The organism is Neobacillus sp. PS2-9, assembly GCF_030915525.1.
Classification (GTDB): Bacteria; Bacillota; Bacilli; order Bacillales; family Cytobacillaceae; genus Neobacillus.
On record NZ_CP133269.1, the window covers coordinates 1,616,606 to 1,643,053 of the forward strand.

27 protein-coding genes are annotated in these 26,448 nt (G+C 37.4%); 24 read left to right on the forward strand and 3 right to left on the reverse strand.

The window, feature by feature from the left end; all coding sequences use genetic code 11:
- Positions 1–59: 59 nt before the first annotated feature.
- The 19 genes from yqfC to RCG25_RS08040 all read left to right on the forward strand — a co-directional run bounded on the left by yqfC (position 60) and on the right by RCG25_RS08040 (position 19,189).
- Positions 60–362: a sporulation protein YqfC gene (gene yqfC, locus RCG25_RS07950; protein ID WP_308083130.1), complete on the forward strand. Its 303-nt coding sequence runs from the start codon at positions 60–62 to the stop codon at positions 360–362.
- Entirely contained in the window at positions 359–1,552 is a 1,194-nt protein-coding gene (gene yqfD, locus RCG25_RS07955; RefSeq protein ID WP_308083131.1) for a sporulation protein YqfD, read from the forward strand. The genes yqfC and yqfD overlap by 4 nt, the downstream gene beginning before the upstream one ends.
- Complete coding sequence (locus RCG25_RS07960; RefSeq protein ID WP_308083132.1) at positions 1,549–2,517, forward strand: PhoH family protein; 969 nt, start codon at positions 1,549–1,551, stop codon at positions 2,515–2,517. Before yqfD ends, RCG25_RS07960 begins: the two co-directional genes overlap by 4 nt.
- Before the next feature lie 163 nt (positions 2,518–2,680).
- Entirely contained in the window at positions 2,681–4,855 is a 2,175-nt protein-coding gene (locus tag RCG25_RS07965) for an HD family phosphohydrolase (RefSeq protein ID WP_308083133.1), read from the forward strand.
- A complete protein-coding gene (ybeY, locus tag RCG25_RS07970; protein WP_308083134.1) occupies positions 4,852–5,322 on the forward strand; it encodes an rRNA maturation RNase YbeY in 471 nt (156 codons plus the stop codon). The genes RCG25_RS07965 and ybeY overlap by 4 nt, the downstream gene beginning before the upstream one ends.
- Entirely contained in the window at positions 5,306–5,689 is a 384-nt protein-coding gene (locus RCG25_RS07975) for a diacylglycerol kinase family protein (RefSeq protein WP_308083135.1), read from the forward strand. Before ybeY ends, RCG25_RS07975 begins: the two co-directional genes overlap by 17 nt.
- A gap of 211 nt (positions 5,690–5,900) precedes the next feature.
- On the forward strand, positions 5,901–6,302 hold the full coding sequence (locus RCG25_RS07980) for a cytidine deaminase (RefSeq protein WP_308083136.1): 402 nt from the start codon (positions 5,901–5,903) through the stop codon (positions 6,300–6,302).
- Positions 6,292–7,212, forward strand: a complete 921-nt coding sequence (gene era, locus RCG25_RS07985) for a GTPase Era (protein WP_308083137.1) — start codon at positions 6,292–6,294, stop codon at positions 7,210–7,212. The genes RCG25_RS07980 and era overlap by 11 nt, the downstream gene beginning before the upstream one ends.
- A gap of 160 nt (positions 7,213–7,372) precedes the next feature.
- A complete protein-coding gene (locus RCG25_RS07990) occupies positions 7,373–7,516 on the forward strand; it encodes a YqzL family protein (RefSeq protein WP_024030127.1) in 144 nt (47 codons plus the stop codon).
- Positions 7,517–7,550: 34 nt separating this feature from the next.
- Positions 7,551–8,303 carry a DNA repair protein RecO gene (gene recO / locus RCG25_RS07995; protein ID WP_308083138.1) on the forward strand — a complete coding sequence of 251 codons (753 nt, stop codon included), beginning with the start codon at positions 7,551–7,553 and terminating at the stop codon, positions 8,301–8,303.
- 342 nt (positions 8,304–8,645) lie between these two features.
- Complete coding sequence (locus RCG25_RS08000; RefSeq protein ID WP_308083140.1) at positions 8,646–10,031, forward strand: glycine--tRNA ligase; 1,386 nt, start codon at positions 8,646–8,648, stop codon at positions 10,029–10,031.
- A 154-nt stretch (positions 10,032–10,185) separates the two neighbouring features.
- A complete protein-coding gene (locus tag RCG25_RS08005) occupies positions 10,186–10,818 on the forward strand; it encodes a transcriptional regulator CcpN (RefSeq protein WP_308083141.1) in 633 nt (210 codons plus the stop codon).
- A gap of 37 nt (positions 10,819–10,855) precedes the next feature.
- Positions 10,856–11,665, forward strand: coding sequence for a pyruvate, water dikinase regulatory protein (locus RCG25_RS08010; protein ID WP_308083142.1), 810 nt, complete (start codon positions 10,856–10,858; stop codon positions 11,663–11,665).
- Between the two features lie 545 nt (positions 11,666–12,210).
- Entirely contained in the window at positions 12,211–14,022 is a 1,812-nt protein-coding gene (dnaG, locus tag RCG25_RS08015) for a DNA primase (protein WP_308083143.1), read from the forward strand.
- 41 nt (positions 14,023–14,063) lie between these two features.
- Positions 14,064–15,191 (forward strand): RNA polymerase sigma factor RpoD, encoded by a 1,128-nt coding sequence (gene rpoD / locus RCG25_RS08020; RefSeq protein WP_307286736.1) that lies wholly within the window; start codon positions 14,064–14,066, stop codon positions 15,189–15,191.
- 373 nt (positions 15,192–15,564) lie between these two features.
- Positions 15,565–16,704, forward strand: coding sequence for an acyl-CoA dehydrogenase family protein (locus RCG25_RS08025; protein WP_308083144.1), 1,140 nt, complete (start codon positions 15,565–15,567; stop codon positions 16,702–16,704).
- A 193-nt stretch (positions 16,705–16,897) separates the two neighbouring features.
- Positions 16,898–17,266: a cytochrome c550 gene (gene cccA, locus RCG25_RS08030; RefSeq protein ID WP_308083145.1), complete on the forward strand. Its 369-nt coding sequence runs from the start codon at positions 16,898–16,900 to the stop codon at positions 17,264–17,266.
- A 101-nt stretch (positions 17,267–17,367) separates the two neighbouring features.
- Positions 17,368–18,087 (forward strand): tRNA (adenine(22)-N(1))-methyltransferase, encoded by a 720-nt coding sequence (locus RCG25_RS08035; RefSeq protein ID WP_308083146.1) that lies wholly within the window; start codon positions 17,368–17,370, stop codon positions 18,085–18,087.
- Positions 18,074–19,189, forward strand: a complete 1,116-nt coding sequence (locus RCG25_RS08040; protein WP_308083147.1) for a Nif3-like dinuclear metal center hexameric protein — start codon at positions 18,074–18,076, stop codon at positions 19,187–19,189. The genes RCG25_RS08035 and RCG25_RS08040 overlap by 14 nt, the downstream gene beginning before the upstream one ends.
- Before the next feature lie 233 nt (positions 19,190–19,422).
- Here RCG25_RS08040 and RCG25_RS08045 read toward each other — a convergent pair whose 3' ends face one another.
- Entirely contained in the window at positions 19,423–20,373 is a 951-nt protein-coding gene (locus tag RCG25_RS08045) for a 4-hydroxy-3-methylbut-2-enyl diphosphate reductase (RefSeq protein WP_308083148.1), read from the reverse strand.
- 137 nt (positions 20,374–20,510) lie between these two features.
- Positions 20,511–21,212 (reverse strand): VrrA/YqfQ family protein, encoded by a 702-nt coding sequence (gene vrrA / locus RCG25_RS08050; RefSeq protein ID WP_308083149.1) that lies wholly within the window; start codon positions 21,210–21,212, stop codon positions 20,511–20,513.
- Between the two features lie 260 nt (positions 21,213–21,472).
- On the opposite strand from vrrA, the gene RCG25_RS08055 reads away from it, so the two are divergent.
- Together RCG25_RS08055 and RCG25_RS08060 are read left to right on the forward strand one after the other, a co-directional pair.
- Positions 21,473–22,789, forward strand: a complete 1,317-nt coding sequence (locus RCG25_RS08055) for a DEAD/DEAH box helicase (protein WP_308083150.1) — start codon at positions 21,473–21,475, stop codon at positions 22,787–22,789.
- A 23-nt stretch (positions 22,790–22,812) separates the two neighbouring features.
- Positions 22,813–23,706: a deoxyribonuclease IV gene (locus RCG25_RS08060; RefSeq protein ID WP_308083151.1), complete on the forward strand. Its 894-nt coding sequence runs from the start codon at positions 22,813–22,815 to the stop codon at positions 23,704–23,706.
- Between the two features lie 45 nt (positions 23,707–23,751).
- Here RCG25_RS08060 and RCG25_RS08065 read toward each other — a convergent pair whose 3' ends face one another.
- Positions 23,752–24,009 (reverse strand): DUF2624 domain-containing protein, encoded by a 258-nt coding sequence (locus RCG25_RS08065; protein ID WP_308083152.1) that lies wholly within the window; start codon positions 24,007–24,009, stop codon positions 23,752–23,754.
- 364 nt (positions 24,010–24,373) lie between these two features.
- Here RCG25_RS08065 and RCG25_RS08070 point away from each other — a divergent pair, with 364 nt between their 5' ends.
- From RCG25_RS08070 to RCG25_RS08080, 3 genes are read left to right on the forward strand one after another with little or no spacing between them, the layout of a single operon-like run.
- The gene (locus RCG25_RS08070; protein WP_308083153.1) at positions 24,374–25,147 is read left to right on the forward strand and encodes a metal ABC transporter ATP-binding protein; all 774 of its coding nucleotides are present in this window, start codon (positions 24,374–24,376) and stop codon (positions 25,145–25,147) included.
- Positions 25,144–25,995, forward strand: a complete 852-nt coding sequence (locus RCG25_RS08075) for a metal ABC transporter permease (protein WP_308083154.1) — start codon at positions 25,144–25,146, stop codon at positions 25,993–25,995. Before RCG25_RS08070 ends, RCG25_RS08075 begins: the two co-directional genes overlap by 4 nt.
- A complete protein-coding gene (locus RCG25_RS08080) occupies positions 25,992–26,405 on the forward strand; it encodes a zinc uptake transcriptional repressor Zur (protein WP_308083155.1) in 414 nt (137 codons plus the stop codon). The genes RCG25_RS08075 and RCG25_RS08080 overlap by 4 nt, the downstream gene beginning before the upstream one ends.
- Positions 26,406–26,448: the final 43 nt, after the last annotated feature.

The window sequence follows — 26,448 nt, forward strand, 5'->3', positions numbered from 1 at the left end:
AAATGTGCTAGAACCCCCTTTCTTTTCATAAATATGAGATGAAAGGGGGTTCTTTTTTTATGGCAAAAAAATGGGCCGGGCGGGTTCGAAACTGGATGGCTAATAAAATGGATCTTCCTCAAGATGTCATGATGGATTTGCCGCGAATAACCATGATAGGACAAATTCATATATATATAGAAAACCATCGCGGCCTTCTGGCATTTTCTGATAAAGAACTCCGATTGTTGTTAAAGCAAGGTCAATTAATAATAAAAGGCAAATCTTTTGTTATTAAAACGATCTTACCTGAAGAAATTTTACTCCAAGGAAAAATTGATCAGGTGACCTATATAACAGATAACCCGGGAGGTACAAAATGAAGAACCAGTGGATAGAATTTTTTTATGGCAGGGTTACCGTTAGAGTCTCAGGAAAGGGGCTTGAGCGGTTTATAAATGTGTTAATAAGAAATGGTCTACATGTTTGGAATGTAAAACGTCATGGTACTGAGACCATAACATTTAAGATGAGACTTCAGGATGCTCTCCGAATCAGAAAATTTGCCAGGAAAAGTGAATGTACAATTTCTTTTTTACAGAGAAATGGTGCGCCATTTCTATTAAGGAGATTGTTAAAGAATAGCGGCTTTTTAATTGGAGCAGCTACTTTTTTACTCCTTATATTTCTTCTGTCAAATGTCATTTGGGGAATTGAGATTAAAGGTGCAAAACCAGCTACGGAGTATCAAATACGCAAAGAATTGGACAAGATGGGGGTGAAAATAGGCAAGGTCCAGTTTTTTGTAGATAATGTGGAAGGGATTCAAAGAAAATTAACAAATAATATTGGTGCGTTAACTTGGGTCGGTGTGGAACTAAAAGGGACAACCTATCATCTTCAAGTAGTTGAAAAAAATGACCCCCAAAAACCTGAGGTTCTATCACCCCAAAATTTAATTGCTAAAAAGAAGGCTATTATTGTAAAAATGTTTATTGAAGAAGGCCAAAAGGCTGTAGACATTCATGATCATGTAGAAGCAGGACAACTCCTCGTTTCTGGTGCGTTTGGACAGGAAGAGAGTCCTAAATTGGTGGCAGCAAAAGGGGAAGTTTGGGGTGAAACCTGGTATAAGAGCCACGTTGAGTTGCCGTTAGTCAGTAACTTTAAGGTATATAATGGTAAGGAAAAACAAAAACACTCTCTTTTGCTTTGGAATATGAAAGTGCCTATTTGGGGGTTTGGAAAGCCGGAGTTTAGGGAATATGAAACAGAGGAGAATACTCATAAAATCCATTTTTTAAAATGGGAATTACCGATTTCTTACGTAAATACAACGTTGCGTGAACGGGAGGAAATTACTCGAACCTACTCGGTTAAACAGGCTGAGGAAATTGCGTTAGAAATGGCAAAAAAAGAAATAAAAAGTCACTTAGATGAAGATGCTATTATAAAAGATGAAAAAATTTTACACAAGGCAAATGAAAATGGTAAAGTTATACTAGATATCCATTTTAAGATAATTGAAAACATTGCGGTCGGACAACCAATTTCCAAGGAGACTCCTGAATGACAGAAAAATTAACTACTATAAATGTTCAGTTAGAAAATCCGGCAGAGGCTATTACGCTTCTCGGTAATTCAGATCAAAACTTAAAAACCATTGAACAAGAGCTTGGTGTATCCATTATTACAAGAGGAGAATCTGTAAGCTTGTCAGGTGATGAAGAGAAGGTCACGATGGCTGGAGAAATTATTGACAGATTAATCTTTGTTATTCGTAAGGGTATTAACATCAGCCAAAGAGATGTTTTATACGCCATTGAAATGGCGAACAAAGGAACGCTTGATTATTTTGTTAATTTATATGACGAAGAAATTGGAAAAAACGTTAAAGGTAAAACCATTAGAATTAAAACGCTTGGACAAAGACAATATGTACAAGCTATTAAGAAAAATGACCTTGTTTTCGGGATTGGACCGGCTGGGACCGGGAAAACCTATTTAGCCGTAGTTATGGCTGTTAACGCGCTTCGAAATGGGAACGTCAATAAAATCATTCTAACAAGACCTGCTGTTGAGGCAGGAGAAAGTCTTGGCTTCCTACCTGGGGACTTAAAGGAAAAGGTTGACCCTTATTTGAGGCCCTTGTACGATGCTCTTAATGATATATTAGGCGTGGAGCATACTCAAAGATTAATTGAACGGGGAACCATTGAAATAGCTCCATTAGCATACATGAGGGGCCGCACATTGGACGACGCATTTGTTATATTGGATGAGGCGCAAAATACAACTCATGCACAAATGAAGATGTTTTTGACTAGACTTGGTTTTGGTTCCAAAATGGTAATTACAGGTGACCGAACCCAAATTGACCTGCCAAAGGGTGCTAAATCTGGCCTAATTGTTGCAGAAGAGATATTACAAAATGTAAATGGTATTTCCTTTGTGTTTTTAGAACAAAGTGATGTTGTTCGCCATCCGTTAGTTGGTAAGATCATTCAAGCCTATGAAAAGATAGTTAATCAAAAGTAAGCAAGGGGATAAACCATATGGGGTTATCCTCTTTTTTTTCATTAAACGTGAAAGTTGCCAGAAAAACTGTTATCATTTTACATAAAGCACACGTGTAAGTAGTAATTTGTATTTTTTTGTGGAATTACAAAGCATTTTTTATGGTGTGGTCGGGGGGAGTTAATTGGACAAAATACAGCAACACTTTATACGTATCCGAAAGCTGCTCGATATTACTTTTTTTCGCTTGCTTTTTTTCTTTGTATTAGGCTCTGTCCTTTTTTCAGCAATGTACAGTAATGTTAAGCCGGAAAAGTTAGAATTAAGCTTATTTTCTGTTGCTGAAAAAACCATTCGTTCCCCTGGGACAGTAGAGGATAAAAAAAGTACCGAAAATAAACGCAAAGATGCACTTGACCAGGTACAAGACGTTTACACATTAAAAAAAGAATATACTCAAAATAGAGTGGATTTAATTACCTCCATTTTTCAATCAGCAATTGATGTAAATAATGAAATGAAAGAGGAATTAAAAAAGCTAGCTGAACAGGCAACAGAAGATACTCCTATTAAAGAAGAGCCAAGTACGGAGGATAAAGTAACAAGATTAAAAGCAAAATTAACGTCTAGTGCTTCAAAGGATCTCTCTACTCAAGTTCTAACTGCATTAGTGCAAGCGAATAATGAGGATCTATCTATTGCAAGAGATATGACAGTGACAGCCATTAACAATGTTATGACTAAAAGGATCTCTGCAGATGAAGTAGAAAATGCAAAAAAGAGAGTGGAAGAGGAGTTAAAATATACAACACTTAGTGAAAACCTAAGAATGGCCTCGATTGAGCTTGGTAGGTATGCCATTATTCAAAATGAATTTTATGACCCAACAGCAACAGAAGAGCTGCGAAATCAAGCAGTTGAAAGTGTAGAACCTGTAAAAATTTTACAAGGTCAGGTTATTGTTGAAGAAGGGGAATTAATTACGCAAGATATCTATCGTCAACTTAAGCTGGCAGGACTTTTAAGCACAGAAAAATCGTTTAAACCGTTTATTGGATTGATAGTGCTTGTCACCATTATTCTTTCTGCCATTTACTATTATTTTTATCAAATGAAATCGTTGCCTGAGAAAAGGCAGACCTACCTGCTGTTATTTGGGATTATCTTTATTCTCTCCATCTTTATTATGAAAATAATAAGCATGCTTCAAATATTTAATTTTGGGGGTATTGGCTATATATTTCCTGCTGCGATGGGGGGCATGCTAATAAAGATTCTAATTGACGAGAAGCTTGCGATTTTTATGTCCATTATTATGGCGATTTGCGGCAGTATCCTTTTTAATGAGGGAATGGCAGGAACGCTAAACTTTTCTGAAGGCATTTACATTTTGTTTAGTGCTATTGCGGGGATTTTATTTTTAAGCAAAAAAAATCAACGTTCGAAAATTTTACAGGCAGGTACCTTTGCTGCACTGATCAATCTTCTAACTATTTTGGCGTTAATGTTTCTACCTAATGGTCAGTATTCTGGGGTTGAATATGGGAATTACTTCATTACAGCTCTTGTTTCAGGAATTGGTTCTGCGGTATTGACCATAGGATTATTACCTTTTTTTGAAGCTAGTTTTGGAATTTTATCAACAATGAGGCTGATTGAACTTTCTAATCCCAATCATCCACTGCTCAGGAAAATCCTAATGGAAGCGCCTGGTACATATCATCACAGTGTGATGGTGGCCAACTTAGCTGAATCGGCATGTGAAGCGATAGGAGCGAATGGGCTTTTAGCAAGAGTAGGAAGTTATTATCATGATATCGGTAAGACGAAAAGACCAAACTTTTTCATAGAAAATCAAATGCATTTAGAAAATCCTCATGACCGTCTACCGCCGGATAAAAGTGCAAATATTATTATTGCGCATGTCACTGATGGCTCTCATATACTGAGAAAACATCATATGCCAAAAGAAATTGTCGATATCGCAGAACAACACCATGGAACAACCCTATTAAAATTCTTTTATCATAAGGCACTTCAAGATGAGACAGCTATAAAGGAAGATGATTACCGTTATCCTGGCCCGAAGGCACAAACAAAAGAATCCGCAGTTGTAGGGATTGCAGATAGTGTAGAGGCCGCTGTTCGCTCATTGTCGAAACCTACGCCAGAATTAATAGAATCACTCGTTAAGAAAATTGTTGCAGACAGGCTTCAAGATGGTCAGTTAAATGAATGTGATATAACGTTAAAAGAAATTGAGACAGTCTCCCATACGTTATGTGAAACACTTAAAGGGATATTTCACTCAAGGATTGAATATCCAGAAATGACAAAGAAGAAGGTGAAAGAAGCATGACTTTACTAATTGATTGTGCTGACGAGACGAATGAATTATCTGAAGAACATATGCTTGATGTGGAAAGGATATTAGCGTTTGCCGCTAAGAAACTAAATATTGAAGAACATAGTGAAGTGTCTGTAACCTACGTTACAAATGAAAGAATTCATGAAATAAACCGAGAGTACCGCGATAAGGACACTCCAACAGACGTTATTTCTTTTGCTATGGAAGAACTAGGTGAAGGTGAAGTGGAGCTAAAGGGTGTGGATATGCCTCGAGTCTTAGGAGATATTATCATCTCTGTCCCTAAAACAAGGGAACAGGCGGAAGAGTATGGTCATTCATTTCAAAGAGAGTTAGGTTTTTTAGCGATACATGGATTTTTGCATCTCTTAGGATATGATCATATGACTGAAGAGGAAGAAAAAGAAATGTTTACATTGCAAAAGGAAATTTTTAACGAGTATGGACTTACAAGATAAAAGAAAGTCAAAACCACTGCTGGGGTCATTTTCTTTTGCTGTTGCAGGGATCCTTACCGCGCTACTTTCAGAGAGGAATATGAGGATTCATTTGATCAGCTCGATAGTGGTCTTTCTCTTTTCCATATACTTTTCAATAACAAAAATGGAATGGATAGTCATTCTTTTCGCTATTGGCGGCATGTTCTCCTTAGAGTTAATAAATACTGCTATTGAAAGAGTGGTGGATCTCGTAACGAAGGAATACCACCCTCTCGCAAAACAAGCAAAGGATATAGCGGCAGGGGCTGTATTCCTTTACGCAGTTCTTGCAGTGATCGTTGGAAGTATCATTTTTATTCCATACATATTTAAGCTATTCAAGTAGGTATTTATTAAACATTTTAAATGTATTTGAAATGGTGCGGGGAATTCGGTAAAATGAATTACCAACTTTCATTACTAGACAAGTTGAGTTATGAGAAAATTCTAATTTTTAAAAATTTTATATTACTTTTTCGCTACAAGTAATGATTTTCTCTCGTTTTTAATGTAAAATAAAGGAACAGCAGAAACCTGCTGGAAGGGAAGAAGAGCTAGTGAACATCGAACAATTAATTGAAGAAGCAAAAAAAGCAAGAGATAAAGCTTATGTTCCGTATTCCAAATTTGGAGTTGGAGCAGCCTTATTAACAACAGATGGAAAAGTATATCATGGTTGTAATATTGAAAATGCCGCATATAGCATGTGCAACTGCGCAGAACGCACAGCTTTATTTAAAGCCTATTCCGAAGGTGATCGGAATTTTCAATTGCTCGCCGTTGTTGCCGATACAGAACGTCCATGTTCTCCTTGTGGAGCGTGTAGACAAGTAATATCTGAACTTTGTCCAAGAGACATGAAAGTTGTATTAACGAACCTAAAAGGGGATATTCAGGAAATTACAGTCGAAGAATTATTGCCTGGTGCCTTTTCTCCGGAGGATTTACATGCAGAATAATGGGAATGGAAACGGATACAAATCAGGATTTATCTCCATTATTGGGCGCCCCAATGTTGGGAAATCAACCTTTCTAAATCGAGTGATTGGACAAAAAATTGCTATAATGAGTGATAAGCCCCAAACCACACGGAACAAGATTCAAGGTGTGCTAACGCTTAATGATTCTCAAATGATTTTTATTGATACACCAGGGATCCATAAACCAAAACATAAATTAGGCGACTTTATGATGAAGGTTGCACAAAATACACTAAAAGAAGTTGATTTAGTATTATTTATGGTAAACGCCGAAGAAGGATTTGGCAGGGGTGAAGAATTTATTCTTGAAAAGTTCCAAACAGTTAATACTCCAATCTTTCTTGTAATAAATAAAATTGATCAGATTCATCCAGATGATTTATTGCCAATTATACAGTCTTATAAAGAAAAGTACGCGTTCAAAGAAATTGTCCCAATATCTGCTCTTGAAGGAAATAATGTGGAGCGTCTTCTTGATCAAATTAAATCATTCTTACCAGAGGGACCACAGTATTATCCAGCTGACCAAGTAACAGATCATCCAGAGCGGTTTATCATAACAGAGCTCATTAGGGAAAAAGCATTGCATTTAACAAGAGAAGAAATCCCTCACTCTTTGGCTGTTGTTTTAGACAAAATGGAGCGTAAAGAGGGCAAGGATATCATTCATGTTATGGCAACTGTAATTGTGGAGAGAGATTCACAAAAAGGTATTATTATCGGAAAACAAGGAAGCATGTTAAAAGAAATTGGAAAGCGTGCCAGGGTAGATATTGAAAATCTTCTTGGATCTAAGGTTTTCCTAGAGTTATGGGTAAAAGTTCAAAAAGATTGGCGTAACAAAATGTCCCAGCTTCGTGATTATGGCTTTAACGAAGATGAATATTGAGACAATAACCCTAACTAAAATATTACGATATAGATCAAATTATGCATGGACAACATTAACAATTTTTTCGTCTTATGATTTTTGCGCAGGCAGGCTATGATAAATGTAAGGTTTGGGATTGAATTAAAGCTAGTCTAAATATTGAAAGGTGGGGTTTTCGATGATGGATTTTACGTGGAAAGTATTCCTCCAAACAGGTAATATTGACACATATCTTCTCTTCAAAGAGCTTGAGAAGGAAAACCAAGAAATACCCGGAAATCTGAATGAAGAGCTAGCACAAATCGATTTTCCCGTTTCATAAGTTTGTCTTCGTACTACTTTAGAAGGTGACATTTATGCTTCAAAAGTGTGAAGGCATCGTCATTAGAACGACAGATTATGGTGAAACCAATAAAATAATAACAATATTTACAAGGGAATGGGGGAAGATAGGTGTTATGGCGAGAGGCGCTAAAAAGCCCAACAGCCGCCTTTCTTCCGTTACCCAGCTTTTTACACATGGTTATTTTTTGGTACAAAGAGGATCTGGATTAGGCAGTCTCCAACAGGGGGAGATTGCTACTTCCTTAAGGTCAATTGGTGAAGATATATTCTTAACTGCGTATGCGAGTTATATTGTTGAATTAACTGATAAATGCACCGATGAAAAAAAACCAAACCCTTTTCATTTTGAATTGCTTCTCCAAACATTGAACTACATGAACGAAGGCTATGAACCTGATATTCTGATGAATATCTATGAAATGAAAATGTTAAATGTAATGGGCTTATATCCAGTCTTGAATCAATGTTCCGTTTGCGGGAGTACAGACGGACATTTTTCTTTTTCCATTCGGGAAGGCGGCTTTATTTGTCACAGATGTTTAGAAAAAGATCGATACCATTATAAATTATCACCAGCTACAGTTAAATTATTAAGGCTATTTTATTATTTTGATCTTTCTAGACTAGGAAATATATCTGTTAAAGCAGAAACGAAGGCCGAACTAAAAAATGTGATTGACGCATATTATGAAGAGTACTCCGGACTGCACTTAAAAACAAAGAAATTTCTTAACTCCATGGATCAATTTCGTAATCTCTTATGATAGCTATATTGACAATAGCAGAAGTTTTGGTTAATATTTTGGATAATAAAATATTTGCATTGACGGAAAAGAGTAATTAGATTTCTCTCTCTATAAAAGCGAACCTAGGATGGTGAGAGCTAGGGTATAGGGCACTAATGAAGGCGTTCCTGAGCAATTTTGTGTTGATTAGGCACATTTAAGGAGGCTGCTATTACAAGCAGCAAATAGGGTGGAACCGCGGGTAACTCTCGTCCCTATGCTAATAAGCATAGGGGTGGGAGTTTTTTTATTTGCTGGAATAGGCACCCCCTGTTTTAAAGGCACTATAGCTAGAAATTTTTTAGAAAAGGAGCAATAAAAATGAGTAATGTAACGATGGAGCAAATTGTTGCACATGCAAAGCACAGAGGATTTATTTTTCCGGGGTCAGAGATTTATGGTGGCCTTGCAAACACATGGGATTACGGTCCATTAGGTGTTGAGTTCAAAAACAATATCAAACAGGCATGGTGGAAGAAATTTGTTCAGGAGTCCCCTTACAATGTGGGCTTGGACGCGAGTATTCTGATGAATCCAAGAACATGGGAAGCGTCTGGACACATTGGAAACTTTAATGATCCAATGATTGATTGTAAAAACTGTAAAGCGCGTCACCGCGCAGATAAATTAATCGAAAATGCTCTCGATGCAAAAGGTATTGAAATGGTTGTTGATGGCTTACCGTTTGAGAAGATGGAAGAGCTTGTCAAAGAACATAATATAGCATGTCCGGATTGTGGAAGTCATGATTTCACAGGAATCCGACAGTTTAATCTTATGTTTAAAACCTTCCAAGGTGTTACTGAGTCAAGCACCAATGAGATTTTCCTTCGACCTGAAACAGCTCAAGGAATTTTTGTGAACTTTAAAAATGTACAACGTACAATGAGAAAGAAATTACCATTTGGTATCGCTCAAATTGGAAAAAGTTTCCGTAACGAAATTACACCAGGTAATTTTACATTCCGTACACGTGAGTTCGAACAAATGGAGCTTGAATTTTTCTGTAAACCAGGAGAAGAGCTCACATGGTTTGATTATTGGAAGAATTTCGCTGAAGGCTGGTTAGGTTCTTTAGGTCTTACAAAAGAAAATTTAAGACTGCGTGACCATTCTGAAGATGAACTTTCTCACTATAGTAATGCAACGACCGATTTTGAATATAAGTTTCCATTTGGCTGGGGTGAGCTTTGGGGTGTTGCTTCCAGAACAGATTATGATTTGAAGCAACATATGGAATTTTCGGGTGAGGATTTCCATTACCTTGATCCGGAAACGAATGAAAAGTATGTTCCTTACTGTATCGAACCATCACTCGGTGCGGACCGCGTTACATTGGCATTTTTAATTGATGCATATGAAGAAGAAGAGCTTGAAGATGGTACTTCCAGAACAGTTATGCATTTTCATCCTGCACTAGCACCGTTTAAGGCAGCCATTCTTCCGTTATCCAAGAAGTTATCTGATGAGGCAAAGGAAGTTTTTGCTACATTATCTAAATACTTTACTGTTGATTATGACGAGGCTGGTTCTATCGGTAAACGCTACCGCCGCCATGATGAAATCGGAACACCGTTCTGTATTACCTATGATTTTGACTCAAAAGAAGATCAAATGGTAACAGTAAGAGACCGTGATACCATGGTGCAAACAAGAATCCCAATCGCGGATCTTGTCAGCTTCCTTCAGGAGAAAATGGTATTTTAATATATGCAAACCTAAAGGTGTGGGAAACCACACCTTTTTATCATGAAAGGGATGCTTCCGCCTTTAAGATAATTAGTATATAATATTTCTATTAAAGTATAACGTTATCATAGGAATAGGGTTCATTAGGAATCCATATTAATCCATATTAAGGGTGGTGAGGACAATCGAACTGACAAAACGCCAGGAACATATTCTACAAATAGTAAAGGAAAATGGGCCGATAACAGGAGAGCACATCGCGGATCAATTAAGTTTGACCAGAGCAACCTTAAGACCGGATCTTGCCATACTAACGATGGCTGGTTTCCTTGATGCCAGACCACGTGTGGGCTATTTTTATACGGGAAAATCGGGAGCCCAATTATTAACAGAAAACCTTCAAAAAATTTATGTGAAGGATTATCAATCCATTCCTGTTGTAGTGAATGAGAATGTTTCGGTATACGATGCTATTTGTACAATGTTTCTTGAAGATGTGGGAACATTATTTGTAGTTGATCAAAGCACTCTTTTAGTAGGTGTTCTTTCTAGAAAGGACTTGCTTAGAGCGAGTATTGGGAAGCAGGAACTTGCAAGTATACCTGTCAATATTATTATGACCAGGATGCCTAATATTACAATGTGTGAGCGGGAAGATCTACTGATTGATATTGCCAAGAAATTAATTGAAAAACAAATCGATGCTCTTCCAGTAGTGAAAAGATCTGACAAGGGTTTTGAAGTAATTGGCAGAATAACGAAAACGAATATTACAAAAGCTTTTGTTGCATTAGGGGATGAATAAGGTTAGATAACTTGAATAGAGGAGCTGTTGGAGGAGAATGAGTTTACCAATTATTTATGTAGTGTCTGATTCGGTTGGAGAAACAGCAGAATTAGTGACCAAAGCGGCAATAACCCAATTTAATGGTTCTGGTATGACATTAAAAAGATTTCCCTACGTGGAAGACAGGGAACATATTGATGAAGTCATCTCACTTGTTTCTCTTGATAAGGGAATGATTGCCTTTACACTAGTTAAACCGGACATGCGTACATATATGCAGAAACGTGCGGAAGAGGAAGGAATCATTGCTGTAGATCTTATCGGGCCTATTATGGATCAAATTCAACTTTATAGCGGAAAAACTCCATTATGTGAGCCTGGACTTGTCAGAAAGCTGGACGAGGATTATTTTAAAAAAATTGAGGCGATTGAATTCGCCGTTAAATATGACGATGGCCGAGACCCAAGAGGAATTTTAAAGGCTGATATAGTATTAATTGGTGTTTCAAGAACCTCTAAAACTCCACTATCTCAATACTTGGCCCATAAACGCTTAAAAGTGGCAAATGTTCCCCTTGTGCCTGAGGTCGATCCACCAGAAGAACTTTTTAAGGTTCCTATTGAAAAATGCTTTGGTCTAAAAATTAGCCCTGAAAAGTTAAATAATATTAGACGTGAACGATTACGGTCCCTAGGATTAAATGACGAGGCTAGTTATGCGAATATTGAACGGATAAAAGATGAATTAACCTTTTTTGAAAAATTAGTTTCAAAAATTAACTGCCCTGTTATTGATGTGACCAATAAAGCTGTTGAGGAAACAGCGAACGTTATTTTAAATTATATTCAAAAAGGTAGACCGTAAGCGCATAATCAATTGATTATGTGCTTTTTTATGAAAAAAACTAAACAAATAATACAAAATAATTATGGTAAAATGATAATGATTGTACTATAATAAAAAATTGTGATAAAAATATATCTTTTTAGGTTTAGAGTTGCCTGTGAACGAATAAACTATTTATTGTTAGATGTCAAGGAAACCCCCTAAAAAAAATTCGACATAAAACCTTTTTGTAAAAGTTATCACTTTTAAGAAGGAATATGCGGAGAGATGTAGAATTAATACTTATGCAAAAGCATTCCAAGATTTAAGTGGATAAGATTCATGACTGGTTAATGAGGAAATTGTCGAAATAGCTTCTGATTTTTCAGAAGAATTTTGACTTATTGCTTCCTGAAATTACCATGACATGAACTATTCTACATAATTTTATCTCCAAAGGGAGTGTTATTTAAGGAGAATGCAATATAAAGTTTTACGGCAGAATTAACAAAAATTTTGTCGAAATTTGCAGGAATTTAAAGATTGCCTGCCGAATACCTGTTAGTACAAATGGAGATGTTCACATGGCAGACCGTATTGCCGAAGAAAAGATTGATCAAGTTCGTCAAGCTGTTGATATTGTCGAAATAATCAGCGATTATGTTCAACTGAAAAAGCAGGGGCGAAATTACTTCGGACTATGTCCTTTCCATGGTGAAAGCACCCCTTCATTTTCAGTATCGCCTGATAAACAAATTTACCATTGTTTTGGATGTGGAGCAGGTGGAAATGTTTTTTCTTTCTTAATGGAACTTGAAGGTATGTCGTTCCAGGAAGCAGCCATTAAATTAGCTGCGAGAGTTAATATTGATCTCGATATTAAAAGGTCTACGGTTTCTGGAGAGAAGAAGGTTTCCAAAGAATTTCAATCTATGCTCGATGCCCATGAGTTATTAAGAAAATTTTATCATCACTTACTAGTAAATACAAAGGAAGGTCAGCACGCATTAGAGTATTTATTAGATAGAGGTTTTTCAAGGGAATCGATTGATAAGTTTCAAATTGGGTATTCATTAAATTCATGGGATTTTGTTTATAAGTTCCTATCTAAAAGGGATTTTTCACCTGAATGGATGGAAAAAGCCGGACTAATTATCCAGCGGGAAAGAGACGGGACATATTTTGATCGATTTAGAGATCGAATCATGTTTCCAATTTCCGACCGAAATGGTAATACGATTGCATTTTCAGGGAGGTCACTTGGGGCCGATGAGCCCAAATATTTAAATAGTCCCGAAACCGCAATCTTTAATAAAAGTAAAATTCTATACAATTATCATTTAGCTAAATCAAGTATAAAAAAGTTGCAACATGCTGTTTTGTTTGAGGGATTTGCCGATTGTATTGCAGCAGATCGATCTGGTGTAGAGAATGGTATTGCCACAATGGGAACTTCTTTGACTGATGAACATATAGCCCTATTACGTCAAAGCGTTCAATCCATAACAATTTGCTATGATTCTGATAAGCCTGGGATTGAAGCGGCCTATCGAGCAGGTAGTCACTTAAATGATGCGGGTTTCCAAATCAAGGTGGCTATGATGCCAGATGGAATGGATCCTGATGAATATATAAAAAAAAATGGCTCTGAAAAATTTCGCAATGAAGTAATTGGTGCAAGCTCAACCTGGATGGGTTTTAAATTTCTTTACTTTAGAAGAGGAAAAAATCTTCAAATTGAAGGAGATCGGCTTGCGTATATCGAACAAATAATTAAAGAAATCAGCAAATTAAATAAGGCTGTTGAAAGAGATCATTACTTGCGGCAGCTCGCTGGTGAATTTTCACTTTCGTTGGATGCTTTAAAACAGCAGCAAAAACAAATCTTCTTCGAAGAAAAAAGAAAATCCAACGGAAAGACTGAAACAAGTAATAAACCACCATTGAAAATTGTTAAGCAGGTGAACGAGTTAAAGCCCGCACATTATACTGCTGAGAGGCGTTTAATTGCACATATGCTAAAAAATCGTGATGTTGCTTACAAGGTTCAGGATTTATTACAGCAAAACACGTTTAATATGGATGAACATCAGGCAATAATAACATATCTGTTAGGATTTTATGAAGATCACTTAGAACCTGATTCTAGTGCGTTTTTAACCTATATTCAAGATGAAAATCTTAGAAGAATAGTTGCAAATATTGAAATGATGTCCATTAATGATGAATTAAGTGACCAAGAATTAACTGATTATATCAAACAGGTGTTGAATTATCAAAAAATGCTAAAGATAAAAGAAAAAGAAGTGGAACAAAAAGAAGCAGAGCGACATGGTGAATTTAGTAGAGCTGCTGCAATTGGTATTGAAATTATTCAATTGCGTAAATCGTTATAGATTCCATTTTAGTGTCTTTGATTCTGGAAGGAGGAGGACATATGGCTGCTGAAAAATCAGCCCGTTCAAAAGAGGCCGAGAATGAACTGACCTTTGAACAAGTAAAGGATCAGTTAACTGAATTAGGAAAAAAAGTTGGTGTCCTTGCCTATGATGACATTGCCGAAAAGATGGCTAATTTTGATTTAGAATCTGATCAAATGGATGAGTTTTATGAATTCCTGGGAGATCAAGGTATTGAATTAGTAGGCGATAGTGAGGAAGCTCCAAATAGTAAACAATTATCAAAAGGGGACGACGAAGAATTTGATTTAAATGATCTTAGCGTTCCTCCAGGTGTTAAGATTAATGACCCAGTTCGTATGTATTTAAAAGAGATTGGTCGCGTTGACTTACTTTCTGGTGAAGAAGAGATTAAACTCGCCAACCGTATTGAAGAAGGTGACGAGGAAGCGAAGCGCCGTTTGGCTGAAGCAAACCTACGTCTAGTCGTAAGTATTGCAAAGCGCTATGTAGGTCGCGGTATGCTATTTCTAGACCTGATTCAAGAAGGAAATATGGGTCTAATTAAAGCAGTTGAAAAATTCGATTATCGTAAAGGCTTTAAGTTTAGTACCTATGCAACCTGGTGGATTCGCCAAGCTATCACAAGGGCAATTGCGGACCAAGCCCGAACCATTCGTATCCCTGTTCATATGGTTGAAACAATTAACAAACTTATCCGTGTTCAACGTCAATTACTACAGGATCTTGGACGTGAACCAACACCAGAAGAAATTGGAGAAGATATGGATTTAACCCCGGATAAAGTAAGGGAAATTCTAAAGATTGCTCAAGAGCCTGTTTCATTGGAAACACCAATTGGTGAAGAAGATGATTCTCATCTTGGTGATTTCATAGAAGACCAAGATGCAACGTCTCCTTCTGAACATGCTGCGTATGAATTATTAAAAGAGCAATTAGAAGACGTTCTCGATACTTTGACAGACAGGGAAGAAAACGTCCTTCGCCTGCGTTTTGGATTGGATGATGGCCGGACTCGTACACTAGAAGAAGTAGGGAAAGTCTTTGGAGTAACCCGCGAGCGAATTCGTCAAATTGAAGCGAAAGCATTGCGGAAATTACGTCATCCAAGCCGGAGCAAACGGTTGAAAGATTTCTTAGAATAAATTTATTCAATTAATGGTTTACTCTTTAAGGGAGTAAACTTTTTTTTGTCTTTTTAAAAAGTTTACATTGAAAGCACTTACTGTATTTGAGTTTATTTTACTGAATTGTCTCTCATTTTGCAAATAGGCACATTGATTTATTCATTTGTTTTAATGAATTTTATTTTTTTGGAAAAGGAATAAACTTGTTCTTGTTTCTTATTCTCTGTGTTAATAGTGTCAATTCTTTTCTTGCAACTTTGTTGTATTACTATTTTTATTATTTTTAAATAATTAATTATTTTATAAAATTTTTAAATGTTGAGAAATTTCGGTTGTTTCTTTTATAATAAATAAAGAAAGCGCATACAAAGTTGTTTCAAGGGGGATAAAAATGAATTTTGACTTAACAGCTGAACAAGATATGATTAAAAGAACTATTCGCCAATTTGCAGATGAAGAGGTAGCACCTGGTGCTATTGAAAGAGATAAAACTAAACAATTTCCAGTAGAAATTTTTAAAAAGCTTGCTGAAATGGGGATTATGGGACTTCCATTCCCTGAAGAATACGGCGGTGCTGGAGCAGATACTGTCAGCTTTGCCATTGTAACTGAAGAATTAAGTAGAACTTGTGCGTCGACAGGGATTACCTATTCTGCTCATATTTCATTAGGTGGAGCTCCCCTTCATTTGTTTGGGACTGAAGAACAAAAGCAAAAATATTTAACTCCTATTTGTACAGGTGAATCATTTGGTGCATTTGGCTTAACGGAACCCAATGCGGGTTCAGATGCGGGCGGTACAAGAACTTCCGCTAGAGAAGCGAATGGTGAATTCATAATAAATGGGAATAAGTGTTTCATTACTAACGCAAGCTTCGCAAAGCATTTAGCCTTAACAGCTATAACTGGTGAAAATAACGGGAAGAAAGAAATCAGTGCGATTATCGTTCCTACTAATTCTGACGGCTTTACGATTATTGATAATTACGAAAAGATGGGTTTGAATGCTTCGAATACCACGGAGCTTGTATTAGAGGATGTAAGAGTTTCTTCCGAAAATCTTTTAGGAAAGCGAGGAGAGGGTTTTAGACAGTTTTTGATTACGCTTGATGGGGGCCGAATTGGGATTGGAGCTATGGCAGTGGGGATTGCTCAGGGCGCGTATGAGAAGGCACTTGCCTATGCCAAGGAACGGAAGCAATTTGGAAAATCCATTTCCTCTTTTCAGGCCATTCAGTTTAAATTAGCCGATATGGCAATGAAAATTGAATTAGCCAGAAATATGGTGTATAAAGCTGCTTGGTTAAAAGATCAAGGCAGAGCGTTCTCAAAAGAAGCTGCAATGTGTAAACTATATGCATCTGAAATCTGTATGGAAGTAACGAGTCAGGCTGTTCAGATACATGGTGGATACGGATATATGAAGGAGTATCATGTGGAAAGAATGATGCGTGATGCAAAACTGCTTGAAATTGGTGAAGGGACATCTGAAGTTCAACGAATGGTTATTTCGCGATTAATTGGTTGCTAAAAGTAAATATGGGAAAGCTAAGAGAGGTAAATTAATTATTTTCGTTAATTTACCTCTTTTTTCTTTTTTACAAAGATTATAGTGATAAAATAAGTTTAGGGCTTTTCCTTCTGTTCATTTTCAAGTAAAATAGTAATTGTTTGTAGACTATTTATTTATTAACAGATGTTCGTACATAAGGGAGGTTAATTGCATGAAACGTAATCCAGTAATTCCTTTTATTCTTATCATGGTTTTTGGACTCGTACTTGTATTTGTCATGTCTTTCAAAGGCCTTGGTGATATGAAAGAAGTAGCTAGTGAGAAGGGTGAAGGAAAAGGCAGCGAGAAGACGGAAGTAGCTGCATCTAAACCAGAAGACATCTATAAGCAAACATGTGTTGCTTGTCACGGTGATCAGTACCAAGGGGTAGTTGGTCCTACGCTAAAAGGTGTTGGTAGCAAGTATTCTAAGGAACAATTAGAAGAGATCGTAACAAAAGGTAGAGGTAACATGCCAGCTGGTCTAGTTTCACCAGATAAAGCTGGAGCAATGGCAGATTGGTTAAAAACAATCAAATAATTTAACGTTTTTAAAGAAGTCCTTTGCATAAGTGAAGGACTTTTTTTTATAATGAGAAAAGCGATTTAAAAAAATATTATAATTTGTAAAGTGGTGATTTTTTGAATACTGATAAATTATCAATCCGATTAGCTACAGTGGCTAAATATGTACCTGCTGGATCTAGGATTGCAGATATTGGCTCTGATCATGCATATTTACCCTGTTACTTAGCCAAAAGTACCGGAATTTCTTTTGCTATTGCAGGAGAGGTTGCTGCAGGACCATACCAATCGGCCGAAAGAAATGTTCAATCGGAAGGTTTATCTTCTATTATTTCTGTACGAATGGGTGATGGTTTAGAAGTCATTCAGCCTGGAGAAGTGGATTGTATTACTATTGCAGGAATGGGTGGCTCTTTAATCACAAGTATATTAGAAAATGGGAAAGAAAAGCTCGAATCTGTCAAAAGGTTAGTATTGCAACCAAATATTAGTGCAATTTCTATTCGAAAATGGTTCTTAGAAAATAATTGGGAACTTGTTGCGGAAGAAATTATGGAAGAGGACGAGAAAATTTACGAAGTCCTTGTTGCTGAAAAAGGAGATACCTCTAAACCTTATCAAAATCAGTTAGAAAGTGGTCTTTTATTAGGGCCATTTCTAAGTCAAAATCAAGAACCAGCCTTTCAAAAAAAATGGACCATGGAAATAAAAAATTGGAAGCGAATAGTAGATCAGTTAGAGAGTGCAGGCGAAACGGCTGAAACAGTAGAAAAAAAGCAAGAGTTATTGAACAAGATAAGGCTAGTTGAGGAGGTATTGAAACTTGAAGAATCCTAACGGGCATGAGATTATTCAGCTTTTTGAACAGTTTTCACCGAAATCCTTAGCCATGGAAGGCGATAAAATTGGCCTGCAAGTTGGAAGGTTAAATAAAAAGGTTGATCGGGTGATGATTGCTCTGGATGTGCTGGAAGATGTAATAGATGAAGCTATAGAAAAAAATGTACAACTGATCATTGCACACCATCCAATTATTTTTCGCCCACTAAAAAATGTACTAACGGATACAACACAAGGTAGAATGGTTGAAAAGCTATTAAAACACGACATTGCAGTCTATGCGGCACACACCAATCTTGACGTTGCAAAGGGAGGAGTAAACGACCTCTTGGCAGCTGCATTAGAATTACAGGAACCAGAAGTACTAGTCCCTACCTTTGACACGAAGTTAAAAAAATTAGTGGTTTTTGTACCTGCAAGCCATGCAGAAGAAATTAGAAACGTACTTGGCAAAGCCGGAGCAGGTTTTATAGGGAATTACAGTCATTGTACCTTCTCTACAAATGGCACCGGGCGGTTTCTGCCTGGTGAGAATACAAATCCCTTTGTGGGACAGCCTGGTCAGTTAGAAGTGGTAGATGAGATTCGGATTGAGACCATAGTTCCAGAACCGCTTCTAAAAAAAGCTATAACTGCGATGGTTAAAGCACATCCTTATGAAGAAGTAGCTTACGATATATATCCTACTGAAAATAAAGGGGAAGTGCTTGGTCTAGGTAGGATAGGAAAAGTGAGTGAAATGACTCTTGGAGAGTTTGCAGAAAAAGTAAAGACCGCACTTGATGTGGAACGAGTAAGAGTAGTAGGCGATCTATCTTCTAAGGTTAGAAAGGTTGCTGTTTTGGGTGGCGATGGAAATAAATATTTCATGAATGCCAAATACAAAGGAGTCGATGTATATGTAACAGGAGATATTTATTATCACACTGCACATGATGCCATGATGCAAGGCCTTAATATGATTGATCCTGGGCATAATGTTGAAAAGGTCATGAAAAAAGGATTGACAGCAGCCTTGCAAAAGATGTGTAGAGAAGAAGGATATGAAGTAGAGATATTCCCTTCTGAAGTAAATACGGATCCTTTCCAATTCATTTAAAAAGAAGGCTGTGTTAAAGAACAGTGTTGATTTATACACCCTGTTGATTGGAGCGGAAGGCACGAAGACTCCTGTGGGAGTATGGTTCAGGGGAGACCCCGCAGGCGCAAGCGCCGAGGAGGCTCGCCGAAACACCCACGAACCGCTCGTGCCTGGAGCGGAAATCAACAGGCAAGTTAAACAGAGACAAAAAGAAAAGAACCGCGTCTAACGTTAGACGCGGTTCTTTTCTTTTACTCGTTTTCGGCCTTTTTAACCTTAGGTAATATTCTACTTAGTTGAACTTTTTTTCTCCGTTCCCAAGTGGCTTCATTGTTCGGATCAAATTGTTCTAAGAACGTTATGACTTCCTTTGTAATAGGAGTAGGTGTGGAGGCTCCGGATGTAACAGCAACCGTCTTAGCATCCTTAATCCAATCAATTTCTAACTCAGTAATATCTGCAATACGATACGCCCTTGTACCAGCAATTTCTTCTGAAACCTGTGCAAGGCGATTAGAATTATTACTTTTTGGATCTCCTACAACAATAGTAACGTCAGCTTCAGTGGCCTGATCGGCAACTGCCTCTTGGCGTATTTGGGTTGCATGGCAAATTTCATTATAAACCTCAACATGAGGATATTTTTGTTGAACCCTTTTCATCGTATCCGAAACATCCCATTGACTCATAGTCGTTTGGTTCGTTACGAGAAGCTTCTCACAATCAATGGTTAATGCCTCAACATCACTCGGGGTTTCCACCAGATGAACCATGCCAGGAGCAACACCTACAGCTCCTTCAGGTTCTGGATGCCCTTTTTTCCCAATGTATATGACGTGGTAACCTTGTTGGGTCTTTTCTTCGATGAGGTCATGTGTTCTTGTCACGTCAGGACATGTTGCATCAATGGTTACAAGGCCTTTCTTTTTAGCAAGTTCACGCACTTCTGGAGAAATCCCGTGGGCAGTAAAAATAACTGTCCCTGATTCTACCTTATCAAGAATATCTTTTCTGTTTTTTCCATCTAGTGTGATGATTCCTTCTTCCTCGAAAGCATCTGTAACATGTTTATTATGAACAATCATTCCTAAAATGTAGATTGGACGTGGCAAAGATTTATCTAATGCGGCGTTTCTGGCGATGACCATAGCGTCGACCACACCATAACAGTATCCGCGTGGAGATATCTTTATGATTTGCATATATGAAGTCCTCCTAAAAGACATTGTTTAATAGACTATGTATATATTATATAAAACTAATAGATAGAATACAAAGATACATTTTTCCTTTTGGAATAGCGAGAAATAAAAAGAATGCTGTTTCCAGCATTCACATGTTAGATGTACATTCTCGGAATGGAATTTCCTCTTGGTTGTTGTCCGCTACTCTTAGCGGGCTTTTGTTGCTTCTTTTGACTAGATTGTTTTCCTGTACGGCGGTTTTCAGTTTGCTCGTTCGTTGAAGACTCTTCATCCATAACGGCTACTGATTGATTACTTTTCCCATCCGTTGTTTCTTCCGTACTCTTTGATGCATTTTTAAATCCTTTATAGAGCTTCCACATGGCCGGGAGATTCTTGACCATTGGACCATATTGTTGAATGACAGGGCCTATAGATTGTGCTGTTCTTAATACTTGTTGGGTATTATTGAGAATAGAGTTTAATCCGCCTGGGTTACTTAAGGACTGGAGTAATCCACCTGCACCGCCTGATGCAGCCCTTCCAGCTCCTTGTGCACCCATAAGTCCACCTGCACCGCCAGCTTGGTTTCCTCTACCCAAAATTTTTGAGAGTAGCCCGCCGCCACCGTTCATTTGTCTTCCCATCGATCCCATCATCGGATTTCTTCCCCCAAATGGATTGGCAGTTGACCTCATCATTTGGTTTCCTCCTCCAAAGGGGTTTATACTAGGTCCCATCATTGGGCTTCTTCCGGCAAAAGGATTGTTCCCAGCCCCCATCATCGGATTTCTGCCTCCAAACATACCTGGGCCGCCCATACCGCCTTGCATAGGTACTCTTGGTCTTGGTTGCATACCACGACCTCCTTTCGTTCCCTCATGCTTTAAAATATGCATTTACCCTAATTTTGTTTAGGTATTCTACACAAGTTATTAACTAAATTTCATTTTAAAAATCGGATAAAATGTAAAAGATGAGAAATATATAGATAGTTAGCTGGTGATTTAAGAGAAACTTTAATATAATAACATGATGGAGTGAAAAGTGTAGGTACATGCTGGTAAAGAAAAACTACATTAAACCATTGGATATTTTTAGAATAAGGAGCCCTTACATGAAAGTAAATAAATTTGATCGTTTTAAGTTTCAACCTTTTATTATAGATTCACTGAATAAGTTTGGTTTTTTAAGTCCAACGGAAATTCAGGAACGGATGATTCCATTAGTGCTTAAGGGAGAAAGTGCGATTGGCCAATCCCAAACAGGAACAGGTAAAACATTTGCCTATGTATTACCTATCCTTGAAAAAATTGATCCAAAGCGTCAAGAGGTACAAGCAGTTATTACTGCACCGACAAGAGAATTAGCCTCACAAATTTATCATCAAATCTTAAAAGTAACAGAAAACTGCAGTCCAGATAGTCAAATCATGACAAGATGCTATATTGGTGGGACTGACAAACAGCGGACTATTGAAAAATTAAAGGTACAGCCTCAAATCGTTGTGGGTACTCCAGGACGAATAAAGGATTTAATGGTTGAACAAGCTCTTTTCATTCATACATCAGAAATCTTTGTTGTTGATGAAGCAGACATGATTCTAGATATGGGATTTATTGAAGATGTGGATCAGGTAGCTGGAAAGATGCCGGAGAACTTGCAAATGCTTGTCTTTTCTGCGACCATACCTGAAAAACTAAAACCTTTTTTAAAAAAGTATATGGAAAATCCAAAAACGGTTCATATTGATGCAAAAAATAAAGCTGCTGAAAATTTAGAACATGTTCTTTTACCAACCAGACATCGCAGTAAGAAGCAGCTTGTTCATGATGTCCTACTGGCTTACAATCCCTATTTAGCGATTGTTTTTACGAATACTAAAAAAATGGCTGAAGAGGTAGCGTATTACTTAAATGAAAAAGGGTTAAAGGTTGGCCGTGTTCATGGGAACTTAAACCCACGGGAACGTAAAAAAATGATGAAGCAAATTCAGGATTTGGAGTTCCAATATATCGTGGCAACTGACCTCGCCTCAAGGGGTATCGATATTGAAGGTGTCAGCCATGTTATAAACTATGAACTTCCAACAGATTTGGATTTTTATATCCATAGGGTAGGAAGAACCGCGAGAGCAGGCAATACAGGGATTGCCCTTACCATTTATGAGAATTCCGATGAAGATGCGTTAAACAAGATAGAAAAAATGGGTATTCAATTTAAACATGTGGATCTTAAAAAAGATGGTTTTGTTGAAATAGATGAACGAAATAAGAGAAAGACAAGAGTTAGAAAAGAAGATGAAGCAGCTAAAACAGCTAAAACCCTAGTGAAGAAGCCACAAAAAGTAAAGCCAGGTTATAAAAAGAAAATGCAATGGGAAATGGACAAAATAAAGAAACGTCAGCGGAAATTGAACCAGAAAAAGAAATAAGAGATTGAATGGAGAGGAATAAGATGTTAAAAATTGGGTCACACGTGTCGATGAGCGGAAAAGATATGTTGCTTGCAGCTAGTAAAGAAGCAGTATCTTATGGTGCAAATACGTTTATGATCTATACAGGTGCTCCACAAAATACCAGAAGAAAGAAAATTGAAGACCTGAACATCGAAGAAGGAAGAAAGCATATGGAGGAGAATGGAATCTCAGAAATTATAGTCCATGCTCCTTATATCATTAATATTGGGAATACCACAAATCCTGACACATTTGAGTTAGGTGTAAGGTTCCTCCGCAGTGAAATAGATAGAACAGAAGCGCTTGGTGCAAAGCAAATTGTCCTTCATCCTGGTGCCCATGTGAGTGCAGGCACAGAGGCAGGAATTAAGAAAATTATTGAAGGATTAAATGAGGTTTTGACGGGTAAGGAACAACTGCAAATTGCTTTAGAGACCATGGCTGGAAAAGGATCTGAGTGTGGTAAATCTTTTGAAGAAATTGCAATGATTATGGATGGGGTTAATTATAGTGATAAATTATCCGTCTGTTTCGATACATGCCATACGCATGATGCCGGCTATAACATTGTGGAAGACTTTGATGGTGTCTTAAATGAATTTGATAAAATTGTTGGCCTGGAGAAGCTAAAGGTACTTCATATCAATGATAGTAAAAATGCAGTTGGTATGAGGAAGGACCGCCATGAAAATATTGGCTTTGGTCATATTGGCTTTAAGGCTCTGAATTATATCGTTCACCATCCACAATTGATGGATGTTCCTAAGATTCTTGAAACTCCTTTTGTTGGAGAAGATAAGAACAATAAAAAGGCACCGTATAAACAGGAAATAGAGATGCTACGCAATCAGACATTTAATGAAAATCTGTTAGATATAATCATGCAATCATAAGGAAAAGCTGTGCAATCTGCACAGCTTTTTTCAATGTAACATTTATTACTGCTTTGAAAATTGCATTAATAATTTATTGACTTCGCGCGCTGTTTCCGGACCAGCTGCTTTTGCAATTTCTTTTACTAATTTACTTCTTTGTGTATCATCAAAAATATTTATGTTTTTACCACGTAAGTATTCTGCAATCTTCCTAGCCTGTTGCTGGTTTACTTTAATATTAAATTGATTGGCATATTTGACTAACTCTTCAGCAGTAATCGTGTTGATCTTATGATTAATGATGTTTTCAAATATTTTCACCCTCATCACTCCTCCATGCTAATGTATGAAAAACAAACGGGAGTGTGACAAAGGATTTAAAAAGTGGAGTGCACCTGCCTAGTTGCTGTATGCTTTACAATCGGAATATCGTATTGTATACTACATTAAGTTAAATCGGAATGATTCTTATAATTAAGCTGTGTTAATGAACATTGTTGATTTTTATACCCTGTTGATTGGAGTGGAAGGCGCGAAGACTCCTGTGGGAGTACGGTTCAGGAGAGACCCCGCAGGCGCAAGCGCCGAGGAGGCTCGCCGAAACGCCCACGAACCGCTCGTGCCTGGAGCGGAAATCAACAGGCAAGTTTAACAGAGCCTATAATTAAAAAGTGAGAGTGCAAACATGCAATCAATAATTGATATTCAACATTTATTTTATCGATATGAAAAGGATACAGTCTTAGAGGACATAAACATGTCCATTCCTGACGGTTCATTTTTAGCTATTGTGGGTCCAAATGGGTCAGGAAAATCAACATTGTTAAAATTGATATTAGGGCTATTAAAACCCCAGAAAGGCGACATCACTTTATTTGGTCAGGAAATCTCTAAATTTAAAGATTGGCAGAAGATCGGGTATGTGTCACAAAAGGCTAATTCATTTAACACAGGTTTCCCTGCTACCGTATTTGAAGTAGTGGCAAGCGGGTTAACAAAAAAGCTCGGTTTGTTTACGTTCTTTAAAAAGGAACATTCGATGAAGGTATTTGAGGCTTTAGAAGCAGTTGGCATGAGAGAATTTAGTAACAGAAATATTGGAGAACTCTCTGGTGGTCAGCAGCAAAGAGTGTTTATTGCTCGAGCGCTAGTCAGTGAACCCAAATTGCTGATTCTTGACGAACCAACGGTAGGAGTGGATGCTGAAAACGTAAATTCCTTCTATCAAATGCTCGGTGATTTAAACCAAAATCGTGCGATTACATTGCTGTTGGTTACACACGATATTGGCACTATTTCCGATAAGGTCACCCATGTTGCTTGCTTAAATAAACATTTACATTTTCACGGTGAAACAAAAGAATTTGAAGAGTTGAGAGGGGAAGGGATGTCTGAGTTTTATGGCCATGACGTTCATTTACTCGCTCATCACCATGAACACGGAGGCGCCAGAAAATGATTCAAGGAATTTTTCATTATGAATTTTTACAAAATGCCTTCTTAACCGGAATCATGATCGGGATACTAGCTCCATTGCTCGGTGTTTTTATCGTTGTGAGAAGATTATCTTTAATTGCTGACGCACTTAGTCATGTAACACTTGCCGGTATTGCAGCCAGCCTTCTTATTGAAAAGAAATTTGCCATCATGGCAGGTTTAAATCCTCTATATTTAGGTATGGTTTTTTCAGTAGGCGGATCTTTATTTATTGAAAAACTAAGAGGGGTTTATAAACATTATCAGGAGCTTGCCATTCCCATTATCTTATCAAGCGGGATTGGACTAGGCGTTATCTTTATTTCACTTGCGAATGGATTTAATACAGACTTGTTTAGTTATTTGTTCGGTAGTGTTTCTGCTGTAAGTCGTACAGACCTATGGGTTATTCTTATCATAAGTATTTTGGTTATTCTAGTTATTATTTCCTTGTATAAAGAGTTGTTTTTGCTGTCTTTTGATGAAGAGCATGCGAAAGCATCTGGGATTGCTGCTAAAAGTATTCATTTCATCTTTATTGTTATGGTTGCTTTGGTTATTGCAGCTTCTATGAGAATTGTTGGAATTCTACTGGTATCCTCTTTAATGACGTTGCCAGTTGCTGCCAGTATTCGGATCGCAAAGGGATTTAAACAAACCATTTTCTTATCCGTTCTTTTTGGTGAATTAGCAGTATTGGGCGGTCTTTTTATTGCCTACTATGTAGATTTGGCTCCAGGTGGGACCATTGTTATGCTTGCCGTTCTTATTCTTGTATGTTCTATTTTTTACAAAAAATTAACTGGTGCATTAGGAGGTGGTGCTAAATGAACGTTAACGAAGCAATCCAATACCTAAAGGAAAATGGATTTAAGCAAACAGGAAAAAGAGAAGACATGCTTCAATTGTTTGCCGACAGCGATAAATATTTAACCGCTAAGGATGTCCTCGATCAGTTAAAGGATGATTATCCAGGTCTAAGCTTTGATACGATATATCGCAACCTATCCTTATTTGTCAATATGGGGATTTTAGAAATGACAGAGTTATCTGGGGAAAAACATTTCCGTTTTACTTGTTCGAGTAGCCACCATCATCACCATTTTATCTGTTTAGACTGTGGTAAAACCAAGAAAATTGAAACTTGTCCTATGAATGGTCTAAGTGAAAATTTGAAAGGCTACGATGTCTCAGGACATAAATTTGAGATATATGGCCGCTGTCCGGAATGTTTGAATTAGAGAAAAAAACAGCTTGTGGGAGCACAAGCTGTTTTTTATTATC

What these genes read in the sequence shown, in the direction of transcription:
- yqfC (WP_308083130.1), top strand. Translation starts at nt 60, where the DNA reads ATGGCAAAAAAATGGGCCGGGCGGGTTCGAAACTGGATGGCTAATAAA.
- yqfD (WP_308083131.1), top strand. Translation starts at nt 359, where the DNA reads ATGAAGAACCAGTGGATAGAATTTTTTTATGGCAGGGTTACCGTTAGA.
- RCG25_RS07960 (WP_308083132.1), top strand. Translation starts at nt 1,549, where the DNA reads ATGACAGAAAAATTAACTACTATAAATGTTCAGTTAGAAAATCCGGCA.
- ybeY (WP_308083134.1), top strand. Translation starts at nt 4,852, where the DNA reads ATGACTTTACTAATTGATTGTGCTGACGAGACGAATGAATTATCTGAA.
- RCG25_RS07975 (WP_308083135.1), top strand. Translation starts at nt 5,306, where the DNA reads ATGGACTTACAAGATAAAAGAAAGTCAAAACCACTGCTGGGGTCATTT.
- era (WP_308083137.1), top strand. Translation starts at nt 6,292, where the DNA reads ATGCAGAATAATGGGAATGGAAACGGATACAAATCAGGATTTATCTCC.
- RCG25_RS07990 (WP_024030127.1), top strand. Translation starts at nt 7,373, where the DNA reads ATGATGGATTTTACGTGGAAAGTATTCCTCCAAACAGGTAATATTGAC.
- recO (WP_308083138.1), top strand. Translation starts at nt 7,551, where the DNA reads ATGCTTCAAAAGTGTGAAGGCATCGTCATTAGAACGACAGATTATGGT.
- RCG25_RS08000 (WP_308083140.1), top strand. Translation starts at nt 8,646, where the DNA reads ATGAGTAATGTAACGATGGAGCAAATTGTTGCACATGCAAAGCACAGA.
- RCG25_RS08010 (WP_308083142.1), top strand. Translation starts at nt 10,856, where the DNA reads ATGAGTTTACCAATTATTTATGTAGTGTCTGATTCGGTTGGAGAAACA.
- dnaG (WP_308083143.1), top strand. Translation starts at nt 12,211, where the DNA reads ATGGCAGACCGTATTGCCGAAGAAAAGATTGATCAAGTTCGTCAAGCT.
- rpoD (WP_307286736.1), top strand. Translation starts at nt 14,064, where the DNA reads ATGGCTGCTGAAAAATCAGCCCGTTCAAAAGAGGCCGAGAATGAACTG.
- RCG25_RS08025 (WP_308083144.1), top strand. Translation starts at nt 15,565, where the DNA reads ATGAATTTTGACTTAACAGCTGAACAAGATATGATTAAAAGAACTATT.
- cccA (WP_308083145.1), top strand. Translation starts at nt 16,898, where the DNA reads ATGAAACGTAATCCAGTAATTCCTTTTATTCTTATCATGGTTTTTGGA.
- RCG25_RS08045 (WP_308083148.1), bottom strand. Translation starts at nt 20,373, where the DNA reads ATGCAAATCATAAAGATATCTCCACGCGGATACTGTTATGGTGTGGTC.
- vrrA (WP_308083149.1), bottom strand. Translation starts at nt 21,212, where the DNA reads ATGCAACCAAGACCAAGAGTACCTATGCAAGGCGGTATGGGCGGCCCA.
- RCG25_RS08055 (WP_308083150.1), top strand. Translation starts at nt 21,473, where the DNA reads ATGAAAGTAAATAAATTTGATCGTTTTAAGTTTCAACCTTTTATTATA.
- RCG25_RS08060 (WP_308083151.1), top strand. Translation starts at nt 22,813, where the DNA reads ATGTTAAAAATTGGGTCACACGTGTCGATGAGCGGAAAAGATATGTTG.
- RCG25_RS08070 (WP_308083153.1), top strand. Translation starts at nt 24,374, where the DNA reads ATGCAATCAATAATTGATATTCAACATTTATTTTATCGATATGAAAAG.
- RCG25_RS08075 (WP_308083154.1), top strand. Translation starts at nt 25,144, where the DNA reads ATGATTCAAGGAATTTTTCATTATGAATTTTTACAAAATGCCTTCTTA.
- RCG25_RS08080 (WP_308083155.1), top strand. Translation starts at nt 25,992, where the DNA reads ATGAACGTTAACGAAGCAATCCAATACCTAAAGGAAAATGGATTTAAG.